This window comes from Nocardioides sp. Arc9.136 (assembly GCF_030506255.1).
Taxonomy (GTDB): domain Bacteria; phylum Actinomycetota; class Actinomycetes; order Propionibacteriales; family Nocardioidaceae; genus Nocardioides.
The window spans coordinates 302709-324518 of the sequence record NZ_CP113431.1 but is presented as its reverse complement, the minus strand read 5'-3'; the positions used below and the strand labels follow the sequence as shown (position 1 = coordinate 324518).

Here is a 21810-nt window from a genome sequence, read left to right as displayed (position 1 = left end):
GCCGTGAGGGCCCTGGTCGTCGACGACGAGCGGCCGGCGCTCGACGAGCTCTCCTGGCTCCTGGCCCGGGACGACCGGGTCCGCGAGGTGCTGACCAGCGACTCGGCGACGGAGGGCCTGCGGATGCTGCAGGAGGTCGACGTCGACGTCGTCTTCCTCGACGTGCAGATGCCGGGGCTGACCGGGCTGGAGCTGGCCCAGGTGCTCAGCCGGTTCCGGACGCCGCCGGCGATCGTCTTCGTCACCGCCCACGAGGAGCACGCGGTCGAGGCCTTCGACGTCCGGGCGGTCGACTACGTCCTCAAGCCGGTGCGGGCGGACCGGCTCGCGGAGGCGGTACGCCGCGTGGTCGAGGCGACGGCCGGCGGGCGCCAGGCGGTCCCGGAGCAGGCGCCGGCGCGCGACGACGTGCAGGTGGCGGTCGAGCGGGGCGGGGTCACCCGCTTCGTCGACCGGGTCGCGATCAGCCACGTCGAGGCGCAGGGCGACTACGCGCGGCTGCACGTGGCCGACGGCGCCGAGGGGGCGTCGGGCGGCTCCTACCTCGTGCGCACCCCGCTCTCCCAGCTCGAGGAGGAGTGGGCGGCGGCGGGGTTCGTGCGCATCCACCGCTCGCTGCTCGTCTCCCTCGCGCACGTGGCCGAGCTGCGGATGGAGGCCGGCCGCTGCTCGGTCGTGGTCACCGGCGGCACCGAGCTCGGCGTCAGCCGGCGGCACACCCGCCAGCTGCGCGACCTGCTGCTGCGCCGGTCGGGGGCATGAGCGGCCACCCGCCCGAGCGCCCGGCCCGGCCGGAGCGGGTGCGGGTCGAGCGGGTGCGGCCCGAGCGGGTCCGGGTCGAGCGGGTGCGCGTGACCGGCCCGCCCCGCCGGCGCACCCCTGCCGCGCGGACGCGCGACATCGACGCCGAGACCCGGCTGGGCGAGGTCTACATGGGCTCGTTGCTGCGCGAGCAGCTGTGGTTGGCGGTGCGGGTGCTGGCGGTGCTCGCGGTGACGCTCGGGTCGCTGCCGCTGGCCTTCCACCTCTGGCCGGGGCTGACCGGCGTCCACCTGCTCGGGGCGCCGCTGCCGTGGCTGCTGCTCGGCGTGGCGGCGTACCCGCTCCTGGTGGTGCTGGGCTGGCGCTACGTGCGTCGCGCGGAGCGCAACGAGCAGGACTTCCTGGACCTGATGAGCGAGGTCGAGGGGTGACCAGCGTCCCGGGCGTCGTCGCGATCGCCCTGGTCGCCGTCGCCACCCTCGCGATCGGGACGTGGGGCCTGCGCTTCTCGCGCACCACCAGCGACTTCCTCGTCGCCTCCCGCTCGGTCGGTCCGCGGCTCAACGCCAGCGCGATCGGCGGGGAGTACCTCTCGGCCGCGTCCTTCCTCGGCGTCGCCGGTCTCGTGCTGACCTTCGGCGCGGACATGCTGTGGTACCCGATCGGGTGGACCGCCGGGTACCTCGTCCTGCTCGTCCTGGTGGCCGCCCCGCTCCGCCGCTCGGGGGCCTACACGCTGCCGGACTTCGCCGAGGCGCGGTTCGGGTCGACCGGTGTGCGCTCGGTGTGCTCGGTGCTGGTGGTGGCGATCGGGCTGCTCTACCTCTACCCGCAGTTCCAGGGGGCGGGCCTGACCCTGCGCTCGGCGGTGGGCGCGCCGACGTGGGTCGGGCCGGTCATCGTCGGCGCCGTCGTGCTGGCCAACGTCACCTCCGGCGGGATGCGCAGCATCACCTTCGTGCAGGCCTTCCAGTACTGGCTGAAGCTCTGGGCGCTCCTGCTGCCCGCCGCCGTCCTCGCCGTCGTCTGGCTCTCCGACGGGCGGCCCGGCGCCTCGCCCGCGCTGACGGGGTCCTCGGCGGTGGGCGACTGGTCCTCCCCGCTGGCCTCCGGGGGCGGCCAGGGGCTCTACGTGACGTACTCCCTCATCCTCGCGACGTTCCTCGGCACCATGGGCCTGCCGCACGTGGTCGTCCGCTTCTACACCAACCCCGACGGCCGCGCCGCCCGCCGCACGACGCTCGTCGTGCTGGCCCTGCTCGGCGTCTTCTACCTCCTCCCGCCGGTGTACGGCGCGCTCGGGCGGGCCTACGCCGCGGAGCTGGCCGCCTCCGGCCGCTCCGACGTGCTGGTGCTGGAGCTGCCGCGGCTGATGGTCCCGGGGCTGCTCGGGGAGGTGCTGACCGGCCTGGTGACGGCCGGCGCGTTCGCGGCGTTCCTCTCGACGTCCTCGGGGCTCTCGATCGCGGTCGCCGGCGTGCTCTCGCAGGACGTCACGGGCCGGCCGTTCCGCGGCCGGCGGCTTGCCGGCGTGACGGCGTTCCGCCTCGGCGCGGTCCTGGCGGTCGTCGTCCCGATGCTGATGGCGCTCGCCGCCCCGCACGTCGGCGTGGCCCGGGCCGTGGGGCTGGCGTTCGCGGTCGCCGCCTCAACGTTCTGCCCGTTGCTGCTGCTCGGCATCTGGTGGCGCCGGCTCACCGACGCCGGCGCCGTCGCGGGCCTGGCCGTGGGCGGGCTCGGCTCCGGCGCGGCCGTGCTGCTGACCCTGACCACGGCCGCCCCCGCCGGCTGGCCGTCGGTGCTCCTCGAGCAGCCCGCCGCCTGGTCGGTGCCGCTCGCCGTCGCCACGATGGTCGGCGTCTCGCTGGCCACCCGCTCCCGCGTGCCCGCCCACACGGGCCGGTTCATGGTGCGGCTGCACACCCCCGAGGCGCTCGACCTGGACCGCGGGTAGTGGTGCGGCGGCTTGGTGGTGGGAAAGGCAGGGAAGCTTCAACATCCCAAGTGAACTTGGGATGTTGAAGCCTCCCTGCCATCGCAACACCCGCGGAGCGTCAGAGAAGGCCGCGGAGTGGTGCGGGAGTCCCCGGTGAACCGGTGACTCCTGCAAGGCGAGGCGCTCACCGCTCAGGCCGCGCGTCGCTCCCAGTGCCGGGCGGCGACGAGGGCGCGGGCGCGGGCGACGACGAGGTCCACGACGAGCGGGTGCGGGCCGACGACGTCGGCGACGACGGCGGCTCCGGCGGCGAGGCAGTCGTCCCGCAGGCGGCGGTCGAAGTAGCCGGTCGCGAGCAGGTACGGCGCCACCGCGTCCCCCGGCCGCACCACGTCGGCCGGGCGGGGGCCGAGGCCGCTGAGGGTGGCCCAGCGGACCGGTGCGCCCCAGGCCCGGCCGAGGAGGTCGGCGGACCGGTCGAGGTCGCGGACGGCGAGCGGGTCGGTCGAGCCGGCCGCCACCATCACCACCGGGGAGCCCGGGGCGGCCCCGGCGGAGACGAGCCGGGAGACCATGGCGGAGGCCAGCAGCGGGTGCGGGCCGAGCTGGCGGCCGAGCCGGAGCGCGGAGCCGCGCACCATCGCGGGCAGGTCGGAGCGCACGTGCATCCCGGTCGAGAGCAGCAGCGGCACGACCACGCCCGGCTCCCCTCGCCGGCCGGCGTCGGCCGCGACGTCGGCGAGGAGCGGCTCCGCCAGCTCGACGTACGCCGCCACGCCGGGCAGGCCGAGCCGCTCGGCCGCCGCCGTGGTCAGCGCCCGGGCGACCTCGTTCCCGGCGGCCGTGCGCGTGCCGTGGGCGACCGTGACCAGGAGGGTCACGGCGTGACCGCCAGCCGGTAGCCGCGCTTGACCACCGTCTGCACGATCCGGGTGCCCAGCGCGGCCCGCAGCCGGGCGACCGCCATCTCGACGGCGTGCTCGGAGCCGGCGGTGCCCGAGGGCAGCGCGGCGAGCAGCTCGCGCCGCGAGACCACGTGGCCGGGGTTGACCAGGAGCGCCTGGAGCAGCGCGAAGGGCGCCGGGGAGAGCCGGACCTCGGCGCCGTCGAGCAGCACCTCGTCGCCGTGCAGGAGCAGGGTGTGGCCGGCGACCTCGATGCTGACCCCGGCGCTGCGCGAGGGCAGCTCGGTCTCGAGCTGCTTGACCATCGCGGCCAGCCGGTTCCGCTCGGGGTGGATGGTGGGGACGCCCCACAGCTCGAAGGCCGCGGCGGTGACCGGTCCGACGCAGGAGGCGACCACGTCGGCCTGGAAGGCCGCGACGACGTCGTCGCGGCGACCGGTCGGGCCGGCCGCCTCCATCAGGGCGGCGACGGCGGGCGCGGAGGTGAAGGTGACCGCGTGGAGCGCCCGGTCGGCGACCAGGTCGATCATGCCGAACAGCGGCTCGAGGTCCTCGGCGGACTCGACGCGGTAGACGGTGACGACGGTGACGTCCGCGCCCTGCCGGCGCAGCGCGTGGGCCACCATGGAGAGCGACTGGCCGTGCTCCTGCACGACGATCCGCAGCCCCTCCAGCGAGCGGCCCCGCAGGTGCTCGAGCACGTCCTCGAAGCACTCCGAGGCCGGCGCCCACAGCTCGCGCAGCCCGCGCCGGCGCAGCGCGCCAACCGACTTCGGCCCCCGCGCCAGGATCTCGGCGCGGCCGATGGCGGCGACCAGCGCGTCGCCGAGCCCCCAGGAGTCCGCGGCCTCGAACCACGTCCGCATCCCGATGCCGGTGGTCGCCAGGAACATGTCCACCGGCCGCGCCAGGACCTCCTCGGTCGCCGCGCGCAGCGAGGCGTCGTCGACCTGGTTGGGCTCCAGCGACAGCGCGGGCGCCCACACCACCTCGGCCCCGCGCCGTTCGAGCAGGCCGATCTGGTCCTCGACCTTGCGGGCGGCGGTGACGCCGATGCGGTAGCCGGCCAGCGGGAGCGGTTCGCCCACGGTCCCTCCCTCCTCCTCGGCCCCGTCCGGTCCGTTCACCGGCGGGCCGGACCCACCAGGACCGTCCCGTCGCGGACGGCGACGTCGTACGTCGGTACCCGGACCGCCGCGTCGTCGAGGCACTGCCCGGTGCGCAGGTCGAAGGCCTGCTTGTGCATCGGCGAGGCGACGAACGGGACCTCCCCGCGCGTGCCGACGATGCCACGGGCCAGCACCGAGGCCCGCGAGAAGGGATCGTAGTTGTCCAGGGCGAACACCTCGTCGTCCCAGGTCCGGAAGACCGCCACCGCCCGCCCCTCGACCAGGGCGCAGACCCCGCCCTCCCGCGGGACCCGGTCGAGCCCGCACACCACCGTGTACGCCGTGGTGGGGACGCCCGCGCTCACCGCGGCGCCCCGACCGGGATCGTCGCGCCGAGGGTGACCGGGCCGGTCGGCTCCGCCGGGACCTCCTGGTCGCGCTCGGCGCGGAACGCGATGTGCGGGTCGGGCACGTCCGGGGCGTTGACGAAGGACACGAAGCGCGCGAGCTTGTCGGGGTCCTCCAGGGTGCCCCGCCACTCGTCCTGGTAGCCGTCGACGTGCCGGGCCATCGCCGCCTCGAGCTCCGAGCCGAGCCCGAGCGCGTCGTCGACCACGACCTCGCGGACCCGCTCGAGCCCGCCGTCGAGGGAGTCGATCCACGGGGCGGTGCGCTGCAGCCGGTCGGCGGTCCGGACGTAGTACATGAGGAACCGGTCGAGGTAGCGCACGAGCGTCCCGTCGTCGAGGTCCCCGGCCAGCAGCCGGGCGTGGGCGGGGGTGGCGCCGCCGTTCCCGCCGACGTAGAGGTTCCAGCCCTTCTCGGTGGCGATGATCCCGAAGTCCTTCGCGCGCGCCTCCGCGCACTCGCGGGCGCAGCCGCTGACGCCGCCCTTGAGCTTGTGCGGCGAGCGCAGCCCGCGGTAGCGCAGCTCCAGGTCGATCGCCATCCGGACCGAGTCCTGCACGCCGTACCGGCACCAGGTCGAGCCGACGCACGACTTCACCGTGCGCAGCGACTTGCCGTAGGCGTGGCCGGACTCGAAGCCGGCGTCGACCAGCCGCGACCAGATCGCCGGCAGCTCCTCCATCCGCGCGCCGAACAGGTCGATGCGCTGGCCGCCGGTGATCTTGGTGTAGAGCCCGAAGTCCCGGGCGACCTCGCCGATCACGATCAGCCCCTCGGGGGTGATCTCGCCGCCGGGGATCCGCGGGACGACCGAGTAGGTGCCGTTGCGCTGGATGTTGGCCAGGTAGGCGTCGTTGGTGTCCTGCAGCGCCGCGCTCCCCTCGTCGAGCACGTGGTGGCCGAGCTGGGAGGCGAGGATCGAGGCGACGGTGGGCTTGCAGACGTCGCAGCCGCGGCCGGTGCCGTGGCCGGCGACGACCTGGTCGAAGCCGGTGTACCCGTGGACGGCGACCACGTCGAAGAGCTCCTGGCGGGTCATCGCGAAGTGCTCGCACAGGCTGCGGTCGACCGTGCGGCCCTGCGCGGCGTAGTACTCCTCGATCACCTTCTTGACCAGCGGCTTGCACGAGCCGCAGGTGGCGCCGGCGCGCGTCGTGCCCTCGCAGGCGGCGGCCGCGACGATGTCGGCCTTGCTCACGTCGTTGCAGGAGCAGACCTGCGCGTCGTCGGGCAGGCTCACCTCGGCGCCGCCCCGGGAGGCCGGGAGGATCAGCTCCTCGGGGTTCTCGGGCAGCTCGATGCCGGAGCTGACCATCGGGCGGAGCACGCCGTACGCCGACGCGTCACCGACCAGGATCCCGCCGAGGAGCCGGCGACCGTCCTCGGAGACGACCAGCTTCTTGTAGACCCCGGCCACGGCGTCGGCCAGGACCAGCTCCAGCGCACCGGCGGTGGTCGCGAACGCGTCGCCGAAAGACGCCACGTCCACGCCCATCAGCTTGAGCTTGGTGGACATGTCGGCACCGGTGAACTCCCCCGGCCCGCCGAGCAGCGCGTCGACGACGACCTCGGCCATCGCGTAGCCCGGCGCGACCAGGCCGTACATCCGTCCCGCCGGCGCCGCGCACTCCCCGACCGCCCACACGTGCGGGTCGGAGGTGCGGCACCGCTCGTCGACCAGCACGCCCCCGCGCTCGGCCAGGTCCAGCCCGGCGGCCCGGGCCAGGGCGTCCCGCGGGCGGATGCCCGCGGAGAACACCACGACGTCGGCCTCCACGCGGCCGCCGGCCTCGCCGAGGTCGAGCCCCGCGGCACGGCCGTCGCGCTCGAGGACCGCCTTCGTCGCGACCCCGGTGTGCAGCCGCAGCCCCAGCCCCTCGACGTGGCGGGCCAGCGTCGCGCCGCCGGCGTCGTCGACCTGGACCGGCATCAGCCGGGGCGCCATCTCGACCACGTGGGTCTCCAGGCCGAGGCCGTGCAGCGCGTTGGCGGCCTCCAGCCCGAGCAGGCCACCCCCGACGACGGCACCCGTCCGCGCACCGGCGGCCGCGTCGCGGATCGCCTCGAGGTCCTCGATCGTGCGGTAGACGAAGCAGCCGGGCAGGTCGTGGCCGGGCACCGGCGGCACGAACGGCGCGGCGCCGGTCGCGAGCACGAGCTCGTCGTAGGCGACGGCGGTGCCGTCGGAGAGGCGCACGGTCCGCCCGGCCGGGTCGACCTCCACGACCGACGTGCCGAGCAGCAGCCGCACCCGCGGGTCGTCGTACTCCCCGGCCGGCAGGAACGACAGTGCGTCGGCGCCGACCTCGAAGAACGAGGTGAGCGCGACGCGGTCGTACGCGGGGCGCGGCTCCTCGCCGACCACCACGACGTCGTGGGTCTCGGTGAGGCCGCGCTCGATCGCCGCCTGCACGAAGCGGTGGCCGACCATGCCGTGGCCGACGACCACGAGGGTCTTGCGGAGGTGGGGGCTCATCGGGGGGTTCCTTCCATGCTGCTGAGGGACGGTCGTGCTGCGAGCAGGTCGCGGACGCTGGCGGCGCAGCCGCCGCAACCGGTGGTGGCGCGGGTGGTGGCGGTGACGTCGGCCAGCGAGGAGCAGGCGCGGACGCGCCCGGCGGTGACGCCGGCGCACGCGCAGACCTCGGCGTCGTCGGGCAGGGCCGCGGCGGCGCTCGGCGCGCCGGCCGCGGGCCGCTCGGGCAGGAGCAGGTCGGCCGGCTCGGTGGGGCCGAGGACGGTGCCGCGGTCGAAGTGCTGGGTGACCAGGCCGACGCGGGAGAGGTCGCCGACGAGGGTCGCGGCCACGATCCGCCCGTCGCGCACGACCAGCTTGCGGTGGGAGCCGACGACGGGGTTGGTCACCTCGACCACCTCGCCCTCGGCCCGCTCCGGCTCGCCCAGCACGGCGACGTCGAGGTCGGTGGCGCGCAGCCGGGCGACGACCCGCGACCCCTCGTAGGACCGGTCCTCGCCGCGCAGGTGCCGGGCCAGCACCTCGGCCTGCTCCCAGGCGGGAGCGACGAACCCCGTCGTGCGGTCGCCGCGCTGGGCGCAGTCGCCGATCGCGTGGACCTGCTCGTCGCTGGTGCACAGGCGGTCGTCCACGACCACCCCGCGACGTACGGCGAGGCCGGCCCGGCGGGCGAGCGCGGTGCTCGGCCGGCCGCCGGCGGTGAGCACGACCAGGTCGAGGTCCTCCAGCGCGTAGCCGTTGTCCAGGCTCAGCCGGCACGTGTCGCCCGTGGGGGTCAGCCGGACCGCGCGCGCACCGGTGCAGACGGTGGTGCCGAGGCGGCGCAGCCCGCGGGCCAGCACGGACCCGGCGGCCGGGCCGACCTGGCTGCGCAGCAGGTGCTCGCCGCCCTCGACCACCTCGGTGACCAGCCCGCGGACGCTCAGGGCTCGAGCCACCTGCAGGCCGAGCAGGCCGCCACCGACGACGACGGCGCGGCGCGCCGCCGGGACGGCCGCGTCGAGCCGGCGGCAGTCCTCGAGGCTCCGGAAGGCGTGCACCCGGTCGTCGAGGCGACCGTCGACCCGGACCAGGCCGCGGATCGGCGGCAGCGTCGGCACGCTGCCGGTGGCGAGCACGAGCCGGTCGTAGCCCACCCGGGTCCGGTCGGCCAGCTCCACCTCGCGCTCGGCCCGGTGCACCTCGACGACCCGGGTGCCCGTGCGCAGGTCCACCTCGTCGGGCAGCGGCAGCGCGAGCGACGCCGGGTCGTGGGTGCCCTCCAGCACGGCCGAGAGCAGGATCCGGTTGTACGGCGCGTGCGGCTCGTCGCCGAGCAGCACCACGTCGTGGGCGCCGCCGCCCGCGAGGTCGCCGGCCAGCCGGACCGCCGCCATCCCGGCGCCGACGACGACCACCCGCTCGAGGGTCCGCCCGCGGCTCATGCGCGCACCGCCGCCGCACAGGCCTTGAACTCCGGCATCCGCGAGGAGGGGTCGAGCGCGTCGTTGGTGAGCCGGTTCGCCCCGACCCAGTGGAACGGCACGAACACCGTGTCGGCGCGGATCGTGGCGACCACCCGCGCCGGCGCCGTGAGCTCCCCGCGCCGGGTGGTCACGACGACCGGCTCGCCGTCGCGCGCGCCGATCCGGTCGGCCAGCATCGGGTGCAGCTCCACGAAGGGCCCGTCGTCGGGCAGGTCGCGGACGCGGCGGGTCTGCGCGCCGGACTGGTACTGCGCGAGGACCCGCCCCGTCGTCAGGTGGAGGGGGTACGCCGCGTCCGGCTGCTCCGCGGCGCCGGCGTGGTCGACCACCACGAACCGCGCCCGACCGTCGGGCGTGGCGAAGCGGTCCGCGAACAGCCGCGGGGTCCCGGGGTGGTCGGCGTCCGGGCAGGGCCAGAACACCCCGTGCTCGGCCCGGATCCGCTCGTGGGTGATGCCGGCGTAGTCCGCGCGACCGCCGGCCGAGGCCCGGCCGAGCTCGGCGAACACCTCGGCCGGGTCGGCGGAGAACGGCACCGGCGACCCGAGCCGCCCGGCCAGGTCGGCCATCAGCTCGAGGTCGGTGCGCACGCCCGCGGGCGGCGAGACCGCGCGCTCGCGCAGCACCACCCGGCCCTCGAGGTTCGTCATGGTGCCGGTCTCCTCGGCCCACTGGGTCACGGGCAGCACGACGTCTGCCAGCGACGCGGTCTCGGAAAGAACGATGTCGGCGACGACGAGCAGGTCGAGGGCGGCGAGCCGCTCGGTGACGTGGGTGGCGTGGGGCGCGGAGACCACGATGTTGCTGCCCAGCACCAGCAGCGCCCGGGCGCCCTCGTCGGTGCCGAGGGAGTCCAGCAGCTCGTACGCCGACCGGCCGGGGCCCGGCAGCGAGTCCGGGTCGACGCCCCACACCCCGGCGACGTGGGCCCGGGCGGCGGGGTCGTCGATCATCCGGTAGCCCGGGAGCTGGTCGGCCTTCTGGCCGTGCTCGCGACCGCCCTGGCCGTTGCCCTGGCCGGTGAGGCAGCCGTAGCCGGCGCCGACCTTTCCCGGCATCCCGAGGGCGAGCGCCACGTTGAGCCAGGCGAGCACCGTGGCGGTGCCCTGGCTGTGCTGCTCTGCCCCGCGGGCGGTCAGCACCACCACGCGCGGGGAGCCGGCCAGCAGGTCGGCCAGCGCGCGCAGCTCCGCGGCGGGCACGCCGGTGACCCGCTCGACCCGCTCGGGCCACCAGCCGACGACCGACCTGCGGACCGCGTCGAACCCGGTCGTCCGCGTGGCGACGTACTCCTCGTCGACGGCGCCGGCCGCGTCGAGCAGGTGCAGCACGCCGAGGGCCAGCGGCAGGTCCGTGCCCGGCACCGGCTGGAGGACGAGGTCGGCCCGCTCGGCGGTCGGCGTGCGTCGCGGGTCGACCACCACGACGCGCCCGCCCCGCTCGCGGAGCCGGTCGAGGTGCCGCGCCGCCGGGGGCATCGTCTCGGCGAGGTTCGAGCCGACCAGCACGACGACGTCGGCCCGCTCCACGTCGGCCAGCGGGAACGGCAGCCCCCGGTCGATCCCGAGGGCCTGGTTGCCCGCGGAGGCGGCCGAGCTCATGCACCAGCGGCCGTTGTAGTCGACCTGGCTGGTGCCGAGCGCGACGCGCGCCAGCTTGCCGAGCTGGTAGGCCTTCTCGTTGGTCAGCCCGCCGCCGCCGAAGACCGCCACGGCGTCGCGGCCGTGCGCGGACTGCACCGCCCGGAGCCGCTCGGCGACGAGGTCGAGCGCCTCGTCCCAGCCGGCCGCCCGCAGCTCACCGGTCGCGGCGTCGCGCACCAGCGGCGTGGTCAGCCGCTCCCGGTGCCCGCGCAGCCCGGTCGCGGTCCAGCCCTTCCGGCACAGCGCGCCCTCGTTGACGGGGAACTCCGGCCAGGGCCGCACCTCCAGCGTGCGGCCGACCCGTTCGAGGGTCATGCCGCACTGCAGGCTGCAGTAGGGGCAGTGGGTCCGCGTCGAGCCCGTGGTCACTCAGATCGCCGTCCGGACCGCGCCGGCCTCCCCCGCGCGACGGCGCAGAAGACGACGTGCACGACGGCGGCACAGACGACGTAGAACGCCGTGAAGACGACGAACGCACCCTTGGTCGCCGACATCGGGTCCTCGACCCACGGCGAGCTGAACGCCAGCGGGACCAGGAAGCCGCCGACCGCGCCGACGGCCCCGATGACGCCGATCGCCGCGGAGGCCTGCTTCGTCGCGGCGTCGACCGCAGCGGTCCGCTCGGGCGTGCCCGCCGTCGTCGCGCGCTCGGCCTCGGTGCGCCAGATCGCCGGGATCATCTTGTACGTCGAGCCGTTGCCGATGCCGGTCGCGGCGAAGACGCAGAGGAAGAAGGCGAGGAACCACGGGAACCAGGAGCGGTTGTCGGTCGCGATCGCCGGGTCCTGCGTCGGGTTCGGCGTGAGCTGGGTCAGCGTCCACAGCACCGCCAGCGTGCCCACGATCATCGCGGCGAAGGCGCCGAGGGTGACCTTCGCACCGCCGACCCGGTCGGCCAGCCAGCCGCCCAGCGGCCGGGTCGCGGAGCCGACCAGGGCGCCGAGGAAGGCGTAGTAGGCGAAGTAGACGCCGGTGCCGAGGGCGCCGGGCCCGGGGACCCAGAAGTTGAGCTTGATCAGGAGCGGCATCGCCGCCGAGTAGCCGATGAACGAGCCGAACGTGCCGATGTAGAGGAACGCCATCACCCAGGTGTGGCGGTGCCGCACGACGCGCAGCTGCTCGCGCGGCCGGGAGACCGCGGTCCCGAGGTTGTCCATCCAGCGCCACGCCGCGAACGTCGCCACCACCGCCAGCCCGGCGTAGACCCAGGCGGCCCGCTCCAGGTGGACGCCGCCGTCGGAGGCCTGCACCAGCCCGAAGATCCCCGCGCCGCCGACGAGGACGGGCAGGAGGAGCTGGACCAGCGAGACACCGAGGTTGCCGCCGGCCGCGTTCAGGCCGAGCGCGGCGCCCTTCTGGGCGGCGGGGTAGAAGAAGTTGATGTTGGCCATCGAGGAGGCGAAGTTGCCGCCGCCGAAGCCGGCCGTCGCGGCGATCAGGCAGAAGGCCCAGAACGGCGTGGTCGGCTCCTGCACGGCGTAGGTGAACAGCAGCGTCGGCACCAGCAGCATCGCCGCGCTCACCATCGTCCAGTTCCGCCCGCCGAACCGCGGCACCGCGAAGGTGTAGGGCAGCCGCAGCAGCGAGCCGACCAGGTTCGGCAGCGCCACCAGCAGGAAGAGCTGCTGGGCGGTGAAGTCGAAGCCGGCCGAGACCAGGAACGCCGAGCTGACGCTCCAGATCAGCCACACCGAGAAGCCCAGGTGCTCGGCGAAGATCGACCAGGCCAGGTTGCGGCGGGCCACCGCGCGACCGGTCTGCTCCCAGAACGTCGCGTCCTCGGGCCGCCAGTCCTCGATCCACCGGCCGGTACGGCGCGCGGGTGCGGACGGCGCGGACGGTGCGGGAGGGGCGGGCGGCGCGGCGGCCGGCGTCGCGGCGGCAGCGACCTCGGTCGCGGGTGCGGTCGTCGTCATGGCTCCCAACCTCGGCGCCGGAGATGACCTCCGGCGCCGCCCGCTGGTTCGCCGACGTCAACTTGTCCTCACGGCCTCACGGACCTCACCGCCTCACGAGCCCGGCCGCGAGCCACCCGTGATCCCGGCCCCGACCCGGCGACCGTTCGTCGCGCGCGACCGACCGCTCACCGACGAGCGCTCGCCGCTGGGCGACGTACCCGCGCGGAGGCCTGCCGTCGCCCGCGCGCCCGCTCCTACGGTGACGCCGATCACACCTGTCCACGAGAGGGGCCATTCGGTGACCACACCGCCCGAGGTGCCGGAGCAGGCGGGCCGGCACGACCCGGTCTACGACCAGCTCTCCGCCGCACCGGAGTTCCACGAGCTGCGCAAGCGCTACCGGGGCTTCGTCCTGCCCGCCACGGCCGCGTTCCTGGCCTGGTACCTGCTCTACATCCTGATGTCGAACTACGCCGGTGGCTTCATGGACACCAAGGTCGTCGGCAACATCAACGTCGCGCTGGTCTTCGGCCTGCTGCAGTTCGTGACGACGTTCGGCCTGGCGTTCCTCTACGCCCGCTACTCCGAGAGCAAGCTCGACCCGCTGGCCCGCCAGCTCGACGAGCAGTACGTCGCCGAGCGCGGCGCCCACTCCCCGCGCCGCCACCACGAGGGAGGGGCCCACTGATGGACGACCAGGTGCTCACCACGATCCTGTTCCTCGCCGTCGTCGCGCTGACGGTCGGCATCACCTTCTGGGCCAGCCGGCAGACGTCCGGGACGGCCGACTTCTACGCCGGCGGCCGGTCGTTCTCGCCGGTGCAGAACGGGCTCGCGATCGGCGGCGACTACATGTCGGCGGCGTCGTTCCTCGGCATCTCGGGCGCGATCGCGCTGTCGGGCTACGACGGGTTCCTCTACTCGATCGGCTTCCTCGTGGCCTGGCTGGTCGCGCTGCTGCTCGTGGCCGAGATGCTGCGCAACTCCGGTCGCTACACGATGGCCGACCAGCTGGCGTTCCGCATGAAGCAGCGCCCGGTGCGGATGGCCGCGGCGACCTCGACGGTCGTGGTGTCGATCTTCTACCTGCTCGCGCAGATGGTCGGCGCCGGCGCGCTCGTCGCGCTGCTGCTCGGCGTCGACGACCAGGCGGTCAAGAACATCGTCATCTTCGGCGTCGGCGCGCTGATGATCTTCTACGTCACCGTCGGCGGCATGAAGGGCACCACCTGGGTGCAGATCGTCAAGGCCGTCCTGCTGATGACCGGCTCCGCGCTGATCGTCGTGCTGGTGCTCGCGAAGTTCGACTTCAACCTCTCCGAGCTGCTCGGCGCGGCGGCCAGCAACTCCGGGCAGGGCTCGGCGTTCCTCGAGCCGGGCCTGAAGTACGGCGCCACCGCGACCAGCAAGATCGACTTCATCAGCCTCGGCATCGCGCTGGTGCTCGGCACCGCCGGCCTGCCGCACATCCTCATCCGCTTCTACACCGTCCCGACCTCCCGGGACGCCCGGAAGTCGGTCCTGTGGGCGATCGGGCTGATCGGCGTCTTCTACCTCTTCACGCTGGTGCTCGGCTTCGGCGCTGCCGCGCTCCTCGACATCCCGGGCCTGCGGGAGTCCGGTGAGCTCGACGCGTCCGGCAACCTGGCCGCCCCCTTGCTGGCCGAGTCCGTCGGTGGCGGGGCCGGGTCGACCGGAGGCGCCATCCTGCTGGCACTGATCGCGGCCGTGGCGTTCGCGACGATCCTCGCGGTGGTCGCCGGCCTGACCCTGACCTCGTCGGCGTCGGTGGCCCACGACATCTACAACTCCGTGATCAAGAAGGGCACCGCGACCGAGGACCAGGAGATCAAGGTGACCCGCTTCGCGGCCGCCGGCATCGGCCTGGTCTCGATCCTGCTGGCCATCCCCGCGCAGAGCCTGAACATCGCGTTCCTCGTGGCGCTGGCCTTCGCGGTCGCCGCCTCGGCGAACCTGCCGACGATCATCTACAACATGTTCTGGCGCCGCTTCAACACCCGCGGCGCGCTGTGGAGCATCTACGGCGGCCTGATCTCGGCCGTCGGGCTGGTGATCTTCTCCCCGGTGGTCTCCGGCAAGGGGCTCGACCCGACCGGCAAGAACCTCTCGCTGCTGCCGACCAGCATCGACATCTCCTGGTTCCCGCTGGAGAACCCCGGCATCGTCTCGATCCCGCTCGGCTTCTTCTTCGGCTGGCTCGGGACGGTGACCAGCCGGGAGCCGGCGGCCGAGGACCGCTACACCGAGCTCGAGGTCCGTGCGCTCACCGGCGCCGGCGCCGAGCAGGCCGTCCAGCACTGAGGCCCACCCCCGGTCGTGTGCCCCGGGACGCGCCGCACCGCGTTCCGGGGCACACGACCCTTCACTACTGTGGCGAGGGCCACCCCTCGTCGGACGATCAGGAGCCCTGAAGTGAGCGAAGAGACCCTGTCCAACCTCCTCAAGGAGGACCGTCGGTTCGAGCCGCCGGCCGACCTCGCGGCCCAGGCCAACCTGGGGGAGGAGGCGTACGCGCGAGCGGCCGCGGACCGGGAGGCCTTCTGGGCCGAGCAGGCCGAGCGGCTCGACTGGACCCAGACGTGGGACCAAGTCCTCGACTGGACCGACCCGCCGTTCGCCAAGTGGTACGTCGGCGGCCGGCTGAACGCGGCGTACAACTGCGTCGACCGGCACGTCGAGGCCGGCCGCGGCGACAAGGTGGCCATCCACTGGGTCGGCGAGCCGGTCGAGGACAAGCGCTCGATCACCTACGCCGAGCTGCAGGCCGAGGTGAGCCAGGCCGCGAACGCCCTGACCGACCTCGGCGTCGGCCCCGGCGACCGCGTCGCGATCTACATGCCGATGATCCCCGAGGCCGTCGTGACCATGCTGGCCTGCGCCCGCATCGGCGCCCCGCACACGGTGGTCTTCGGCGGGTTCTCCTCCGACGCGCTCGCCTCCCGGCTGACCGACTGCCAGGCGAAGGTCGTGGTCACCGCCGACGGCGGTTACCGCCGCGGCGCGCCCTCCGCGCTCAAGCCGGCCGTCGACGAGGCCCGCGCGAAGGCCGCCGACCGCGACGGTCACACGGTCGAGAAGGTCCTGGTCGTCCAGCGCACCGGCCAGGAGGTCGAGTGGGACGACGCCGTCGACGTCTGGTGGCACGACTCGGTCGCGCAGGCCCCGACCGAGCACCAGTGGGAGGCCTTCGACTCCGAGCACCCGCTCTACGTCATGTACACCTCCGGGACCACCGGCAAGCCCAAGGGCATCCTGCACACCACCGGCGGCTACCTCACCGGCTGCGCCTACACGCACTGGGCGGTCTTCGACCTCAAGCCGGAGACCGACGTCTACTGGTGCACCGCCGACATCGGCTGGGTGACCGGCCACTCCTACATCGTCTACGGCCCGCTCGCGAACGGCGCGACGCAGGTGCTCTACGAGGGCACCCCCGACTCCCCGGAGAGGGGCCGCTGGTGGCAGATCATCGAGGAGTACGGCGTCACGATCTTCTACACCGCGCCGACCGCGATCCGGTCGTTCATGAAGCAGGGCCGCGAGATCCCCGACGCCCGCGACATGTCGAGCCTGCGGATCCTCGGCTCGGTCGGTGAGCCGATCAACCCCGAGGCCTACGTCTGGTACCGCGAGGTCGTCGGCGCCGGCCGTACCCCCGTCGTCGACACCTGGTGGCAGACCGAGACCGGCTCGATCATGATCAGCCCGCTCCCCGGCGTGACCCACGGCAAGCCCGGGTCGGCGATGATCCCGATCCCCGGCGTCGCCGCCGACGTCGTCACCGAGGAGGGCGAGTCGGTCCCGAACGGATCCGGCGGCTACCTCGTCCTGACCGAGCCGTGGCCCTCGATGCTGCGCACCATCTGGGGCGACGACCAGCGGTTCAAGGACACCTACTGGTCGCGGTACGCCGAGCAGGGCTGGTACTTCGCCGGCGACGGCGCCAAGAAGGACACCGACGGCGACCTGTGGGTCCTCGGCCGGGTCGACGACGTCATGAACGTCTCGGGCCACCGGCTCTCCACCACCGAGATCGAGTCCGCGCTCGTCTCCCACCCCAAGGTCGCCGAGGCGGCGGTCGTCGGCGCCAAGGACGAGGACACCGGCCAGGCGGTCTGCGCGTTCGTCATCCTGCGCGACGAGGCCGGCGACGGCGGCGAGGACATCGTCGAGGAGCTGCGCAACCACGTCCGCAAGGAGATCGGCGCGATCGCCAAGCCGCGCCAGGTGATGATCGTCCCCGAGCTGCCCAAGACCCGCTCGGGCAAGATCATGCGGCGCCTCCTGCGCGACGTCGCCGAGCAGCGCGAGGTCGGGGACGTCACGACGCTCGCCGACTCGACGGTGATGGACCTGATCTCGGGCAAGCTCAGCTCCGGCAAGGCCGCCGACGACTGACCCGTGAGGGCCGTCCGGGGGTGGGCCCCGGGCGGCCCACGGGGGCCGGACGTCACGGAACGGACGGTAGGCTCCGAGCAGGGTGTGCCGGGAAGTCTGGTCGGCGTCCGTTCCGCGACCCCTGGAGCCCCATGACCACCCCGACGCCCTCCCCCCAGCGCGGCCGCCTCTTCGTCCGCCCCTCACTGCTCGAGAACACCCGCATCGCCGAGGTGCTCCGCTCGGAGACCACCGGCGGCATGCTGCTGATCGCCGGCGCGCTCGTCGCGATCGTGTGGGCCAACACCCCCTGGGCCGACGTGTACGAGGCGGCGCGCGACTTCCGCGTCGGGCCGGAGGCCCTGCACCTCGACCTGACCATCGGCACCTGGGCCGCCGACGGCCTGCTGGCGATCTTCTTCTTCGTCGCGGGCCTCGAGCTCAAGCGCGAGTTCGTCGCCGGCGACCTCCGCGACCCGCGCCGCGCGGCCGTGCCCGTCGCGGCCGCGGTCGGCGGCATGGCCCTGCCGGCCGTCGTGTACGTCGGGTGGAACCTCCTCCACGACGGCGAGCTGGCCGGCTGGGCGATCCCCACCGCCACCGACATCGCCTTCGCCGTGGCGATCCTCGCGGTGATCAGCACCCACCTGCCCGCGGGGCTGCGCACCTTCCTGCTGACCCTGGCCGTGGTCGACGACCTGCTGGCCATCACGATCATCGCGCTCTTCTACACCGACGAGCTGCGCCTGCCGTTCCTCGCACTGGCGCTGGTGCCGCTCGCCGCGTTCGCGTTCCTCGTCCAGAAGCGGGTCCGGTCCGGCTTCCTGCTCGTGCCGCTCGCCCTGGTCACCTGGGTGCTGGTGCACGAGTCCGGCGTGCACGCGACGGTCGCCGGCGTGCTGCTCGGCTTCACCGTCCCCGTGCTGCGCCGCGACGGGGGCGACGGCCCCGGGATGGCCGAGCACCTCGAGCACGTCGTACGACCGCTCTCGGCCGGGTTCGCCGTGCCCGTCTTCGCGTTCTTCGCCGCCGGCGTCACCGTCGGCGGAGTCGACGGCTTCCTCGAGGCCCTCCGGGACCCCGTCGCGCTCGGCATCGTGCTGGGCCTGGTGGTCGGCAAGACCGTCGGCATCGCCGGCTCCACCTGGCTGCTGGCCACCTTCACCCGCGCCGACCTCGACGAGGAGCTGTCCTGGGTCGACGTGATCGGCATGGCGATGCTGGCCGGCATCGGCTTCACCGTCTCGCTGCTGATCGGCGAGCTGGCGTTCGGCCAGGGCACCCAGGACGACCACGTCAAGGTCGGGGTGCTGGTCGGCTCGCTGCTGGCCACCGTGCTGGCGGCGCTGGTGCTGCGCGCGCGCAACCGGGTCTACCGGCGGATCTGCGAGGCCGAGGAGCGCGACGCCGACGCCGACGGGGTACCGGACGTCTACCAGCAGGACTGACGACGACTGATCCCCGCCCAGAGGGGTTCTGTAGGGTCAGGGCCACATCTCGACGCAAGGGGAACGAACGAATGTCGCATCCGGTCAGGCCGCCGCAGGACGGCGACCCCACCATCGGTCGTCTCGTCGCCGACGCGAGCCGCGACATCTCGACGCTGGTCTCCAAGGAGATCCAGCTCGCGAAGTCCGAGCTCAAGGTCAGCGTCAAGGCCGGCGGCATCGGCGTCGGGCTGTTCGCCGCCGCGGGCTTCGTCGCGGTGCTGGCGATCATCATGCTCTCGGTCGCGATCGCCTACTTCATCCACTGGGACGACAAGGGCCTCGAGCTGCACTGGGCGTTCCTGATCGTCTTCGGCTTCTACCTGCTCCTCGCCGGCCTGCTCGGCTTCGTCGGCCTGAAGAAGGTCAAGCAGGTGCGTGCCCCCGAGAAGGCCATCGAGCAGGGCCGCGAGATCCCCCGCGCGCTCAAGGGCCAGGCCTGAGCCGCTGACCGGGCTGACAGTTTCCCCGGGGAACCGGGGAAACCGGCACATCTCGGCCGATGCTTCCCCTGAGAAGCGCCGGAATCCCCGGGGAACCGGGGATTCCTGCAGCCCGCCGGCTCAGCCCGCGCAGTCGCCGGTCGACACGGCCTCGGTGTTGGTGACGCCGATGCGGCGGGCGTCGGCCACCTGCTCGGCGGTCAGCGCGTAGCCGGTGTCCTTGTCGGTCACCGAGGCCGCGAACACCACGCCGACGACGTCGCCGCGCGAGGAGACGATCGGGCCGCCGGAGTTGCCGGGGCGCACCAGCCCGCGCAGCGAGAAGACCTCGCGGATCACGGTGCCGTCGCCGTAGATGTTGGGCGAGCGCAGCCGCTGCTCGGCACGGATCCGGCCCGGGTTGACGTTGTAGGGCCCGTCCTGGGGGTAGCCCAGGATCGCCACCCCGTCCCTGGGCTGGGCGTCCTCGTCGAAGTCCAGCACCGGCAGCCCGCCGTCGTCGAGCGCCAGCACCGCCACGTCGAGCTCGCTGTTGTAGTAGACGACCTGCGCCGAGACGGTGTCCTCGCCGAGCTCGACCGCCGGCTCCGCGACCCCGGCCACCACGTGGGCGTTGGTCATCAGCCGGTCGTCGGCGTAGAGGAACCCCGAGCCCTCGATCCCGCGGCCGCACCCGTTCGTCCCGCGGATCTTCAGCACGCTGGGCTGGGCGGCCTCGACGTCGGGGTCGCGCAGCAGCCGCTTCGGGCCGGGGCCCACCTCGACGATCCGCTCCGGCGCGAACGGCTCGAGGTAGCGGGGGAAGAACGTCGTCCCGACCACGTTGTTGAACGTGTCGAGCACGTTCCCGGCCGAGCCGGGCAGCGCCCCGTCGACCTTCGCGAGCACCGTCGACCCGCGGACCAGCGGGGTGACCCCGGAGATGGCCGACCCGGAGATCGCGACGCCGAGCGCCCAGGCCACCAGCAGCACGGCCGCCGCGCTGAGCGCCGCGCCGCCGACCGCGTCGATGGCCCGCACCGGCTGCCAGGTGATCCGGTCGCGGATCCGCGCGCCGGCGTACTGCAGGACCGCCTGGCCCAGCGAGGCGGTCAGGATCACGATGAACAGCGCGCCCAGCGACACGACGAGCGAGGGCGCCGCGTCACCGAGGGCGACCGGGGCCAGCCACACGCCGGCCAGACCGCCGAGGAGCAGCCCCGTGGTCGCGAACGCGCCGGTGACGAAGCCCTGCCAGTAGCCGGAGAGCGCGTACGCGAGCACCAGCAGGACCAGCAGCCAGTCCAGCGCGTTCACCGATCGGGCTCCTCGATGTCCAGCATGCCCGCGCGGGCGTTCCGCTGGGTGCGGGAGTCACCTTGCAGCATGTACGCCGGCAGGTCGCGGACCCGCGAGGTGTCCCACGCGCGCGTCCAGCCCAGGTAGTCGAAGAGCCGCGCGATGATCCCGCCGGTGAAGCCCCACAGGATGACGTCGCGCTCGGGGCCGATCAGGAAGCCCGGGCTCGTGTAGCCCACCGGGTGACGCACGGTCACGCGGTTCTCGGGGTCGACGAGGTCCTCGATCGCGGCGTGGTGGATCGCGTGCACCTCGGCCCGGCTCACCACCGAGACCTGCGCGGGCTCGCGCCACCAGCCGACCACCGGGGTGACCGCGAAGTTGCTCGGCGGCAGCCACAGCTGCGGCAGGCACCCCACGACGTCGACCGAGCCCGGCACGACGCCGACCTCCTCCTCGGCCTCCCGCAGCGCCGCCTCGACGACCGACTCCCCCGGGTCGATCGAGCCGCCGGGGAAGGAGACCTGGCCGGGGTGGCTGCGCATGTCGTGCGCGCGCTCGGTCAGCAGCACCTCGCCGCCGCGCGGACCCTCGCTGAAGAGCATCAGCACCGCACCCTCGCGGGCGTCGGAGTCCTCCGGCGGGACGAAGCGGGTCAGGTGGGTGACCTCGATGGTGGAGACGGCCTGCTCGACCGGCCGCATCCAGTCCGGCAGGCCCGGCACCGGCCGGTCGGCGCTCACGCGGGGCCCTGGGTCTTGACCAGGGCGGCCGCTGCCTCGGGGTCGGTCGGGCCCGCGCCGTACGCCGGGCACCAGCGCGCGACCGGGCAGGCGCCGCACGCCGGCTTCTTGGCGTGGCAGACCCGCCGGCCGTGCCAGATCAGGTGGTGGGACAGCATCGTCCAGTCGCGCTTGGGGAAGAGCGCCCCCACGGCGTGCTCGACCTTGACCGGGTCGGTCTCCTCGGTCCACCCGAAGCGGCGCACCAGGCGGCCGAAGTGGGTGTCGACGGTGATGCCCGGGATGTCGAAGGCGTTGCCCAGCACGACGTTGGCGGTCTTGCGGCCGACGCCGGGGAGCTTGACCAGGTCGTCCAGCCGCGGCGGCACCTCGCCGCCGTGGTCGGCCACGAGCGCCGCGCTCAGCTTCAGCAGCGACTCGGTCTTGGCGCGGAAGAAGCCCAGCGGGCCGACCAGCTGCTCGAGGTGGGCCCGGTCGGCGGCGGCCATCGCGCGGGCGTCGGGGTACGCCGCGAACAGCGCCGGCCGCGCCGCGTTGACCCGCCGGTCCGTGGTCTGCGCGCTGAGCACCGTGACGACCAGCAGCTCGAAGGGGTTGGCGAAGTCCAGCTCGCACCGGGCGTCGGGATAGGTCTCCGCGAGGACCCGGTCGATCTTGCGGGCGCGCCGGACCAGCGCGGTCGGCGACTCCTCGGCTGGCACGGCGACAAGGGTACGGACCGCCACCGACAGCGCGCCCGGAGCACCGGCAACCGCCCATCCTCGCGGGCGACCCGCCGTGCCGATGGTGCTTGTGAGGAACGGCACTGAGTAGGATTCCCGAGGACGCGACCCATGCCCGGTGGATCGCCGAGGAGGA

Annotated in this window: 18 protein-coding genes; 8 read left to right on the top strand and 10 right to left on the bottom strand. The window is 74.0% G+C overall.

The window, feature by feature from the left end:
• Positions 1-3 precede the first annotated feature (3 nt).
• The 3 genes from OSR43_RS01550 to OSR43_RS01540 are packed head-to-tail and all read left to right on the top strand — an operon-like array spanning position 4 to position 2716.
• On the top strand, positions 4-762 hold the full coding sequence (locus OSR43_RS01550; RefSeq protein WP_302269188.1) for a LytTR family DNA-binding domain-containing protein: 759 nt from the start codon (positions 4-6) through the stop codon (positions 760-762).
• Entirely contained in the window at positions 759-1193 is a 435-nt protein-coding gene (locus OSR43_RS01545) for a hypothetical protein (protein WP_302269187.1), read from the top strand. Before OSR43_RS01550 ends, OSR43_RS01545 begins: the two co-directional genes overlap by 4 nt.
• The gene (locus tag OSR43_RS01540; RefSeq protein ID WP_302269186.1) at positions 1190-2716 is read left to right on the top strand and encodes a cation acetate symporter; all 1527 of its coding nucleotides are present in this window, start codon (positions 1190-1192) and stop codon (positions 2714-2716) included. The genes OSR43_RS01545 and OSR43_RS01540 overlap by 4 nt, the downstream gene beginning before the upstream one ends.
• A 173-nt stretch (positions 2717-2889) precedes the next feature.
• Here the strand turns inward: OSR43_RS01540 and OSR43_RS01535 are convergent, their stop codons facing one another.
• Genes OSR43_RS01535 through OSR43_RS01505 form a run of 7 tightly spaced genes read right to left on the bottom strand, consistent with a single transcriptional unit; the run spans position 2890 to position 12621 of the window.
• Entirely contained in the window at positions 2890-3579 is a 690-nt protein-coding gene (locus OSR43_RS01535) for a sirohydrochlorin chelatase (protein ID WP_302269185.1), read from the bottom strand.
• Positions 3576-4691, bottom strand: coding sequence for a uroporphyrinogen-III synthase (locus OSR43_RS01530; RefSeq protein ID WP_302269184.1), 1116 nt, complete (start codon positions 4689-4691; stop codon positions 3576-3578). Before OSR43_RS01530 ends, OSR43_RS01535 begins: the two co-directional genes overlap by 4 nt.
• Before the next feature lie 35 nt (positions 4692-4726).
• Positions 4727-5077, bottom strand: a complete 351-nt coding sequence (gene nirD, locus OSR43_RS01525) for a nitrite reductase small subunit NirD (protein WP_302269183.1) — start codon at positions 5075-5077, stop codon at positions 4727-4729.
• A complete protein-coding gene (gene nirB / locus OSR43_RS01520; protein WP_302269182.1) occupies positions 5074-7596 on the bottom strand; it encodes a nitrite reductase large subunit NirB in 2523 nt (840 codons plus the stop codon). Before nirB ends, nirD begins: the two co-directional genes overlap by 4 nt.
• On the bottom strand, positions 7593-9020 hold the full coding sequence (locus OSR43_RS01515; protein WP_302269180.1) for an FAD-dependent oxidoreductase: 1428 nt from the start codon (positions 9018-9020) through the stop codon (positions 7593-7595). Before OSR43_RS01515 ends, nirB begins: the two co-directional genes overlap by 4 nt.
• Positions 9017-11074, bottom strand: a complete 2058-nt coding sequence (locus OSR43_RS01510; RefSeq protein WP_302269179.1) for a molybdopterin oxidoreductase family protein — start codon at positions 11072-11074, stop codon at positions 9017-9019. The genes OSR43_RS01515 and OSR43_RS01510 overlap by 4 nt, the downstream gene beginning before the upstream one ends.
• The gene (locus tag OSR43_RS01505; RefSeq protein WP_302269178.1) at positions 11071-12621 is read right to left on the bottom strand and encodes an MFS transporter; all 1551 of its coding nucleotides are present in this window, start codon (positions 12619-12621) and stop codon (positions 11071-11073) included. Before OSR43_RS01505 ends, OSR43_RS01510 begins: the two co-directional genes overlap by 4 nt.
• Positions 12622-12901: 280 nt before the next feature.
• Between OSR43_RS01505 and OSR43_RS01500 the strand changes: the two genes are divergently transcribed.
• From OSR43_RS01500 to OSR43_RS01480, 5 genes are all read left to right on the top strand, one after another.
• A complete protein-coding gene (locus OSR43_RS01500) occupies positions 12902-13291 on the top strand; it encodes a DUF485 domain-containing protein (RefSeq protein WP_302269176.1) in 390 nt (129 codons plus the stop codon).
• On the top strand, positions 13291-14925 hold the full coding sequence (locus OSR43_RS01495) for a cation acetate symporter (protein WP_302269175.1): 1635 nt from the start codon (positions 13291-13293) through the stop codon (positions 14923-14925). Before OSR43_RS01500 ends, OSR43_RS01495 begins: the two co-directional genes overlap by 1 nt.
• Before the next feature lie 111 nt (positions 14926-15036).
• Positions 15037-17022, top strand: coding sequence for an acetate--CoA ligase (acs, locus tag OSR43_RS01490; RefSeq protein WP_302269174.1), 1986 nt, complete (start codon positions 15037-15039; stop codon positions 17020-17022).
• Positions 17023-17153: 131 nt separating this feature from the next.
• On the top strand, positions 17154-18449 hold the full coding sequence (gene nhaA / locus OSR43_RS01485) for a Na+/H+ antiporter NhaA (RefSeq protein ID WP_302269173.1): 1296 nt from the start codon (positions 17154-17156) through the stop codon (positions 18447-18449).
• 71 nt (positions 18450-18520) lie between these two features.
• On the top strand, positions 18521-18931 hold the full coding sequence (locus OSR43_RS01480) for a phage holin family protein (RefSeq protein ID WP_302269172.1): 411 nt from the start codon (positions 18521-18523) through the stop codon (positions 18929-18931).
• A gap of 120 nt (positions 18932-19051) precedes the next feature.
• On the opposite strand, the gene OSR43_RS01475 is transcribed toward OSR43_RS01480, so the two are convergent.
• From OSR43_RS01475 to nth, 3 genes are read right to left on the bottom strand one after another with little or no spacing between them, the layout of a single operon-like run.
• Positions 19052-20227 carry a MarP family serine protease gene (locus OSR43_RS01475; protein WP_302269171.1) on the bottom strand — a complete coding sequence of 392 codons (1176 nt, stop codon included), beginning with the start codon at positions 20225-20227 and terminating at the stop codon, positions 19052-19054.
• Positions 20224-20952: a CoA pyrophosphatase gene (locus OSR43_RS01470; protein ID WP_302269170.1), complete on the bottom strand. Its 729-nt coding sequence runs from the start codon at positions 20950-20952 to the stop codon at positions 20224-20226. Before OSR43_RS01470 ends, OSR43_RS01475 begins: the two co-directional genes overlap by 4 nt.
• Positions 20949-21653, bottom strand: coding sequence for an endonuclease III (nth, locus tag OSR43_RS01465; RefSeq protein ID WP_302269169.1), 705 nt, complete (start codon positions 21651-21653; stop codon positions 20949-20951). The genes OSR43_RS01470 and nth overlap by 4 nt, the downstream gene beginning before the upstream one ends.
• Positions 21654-21810 lie beyond the last annotated feature (157 nt).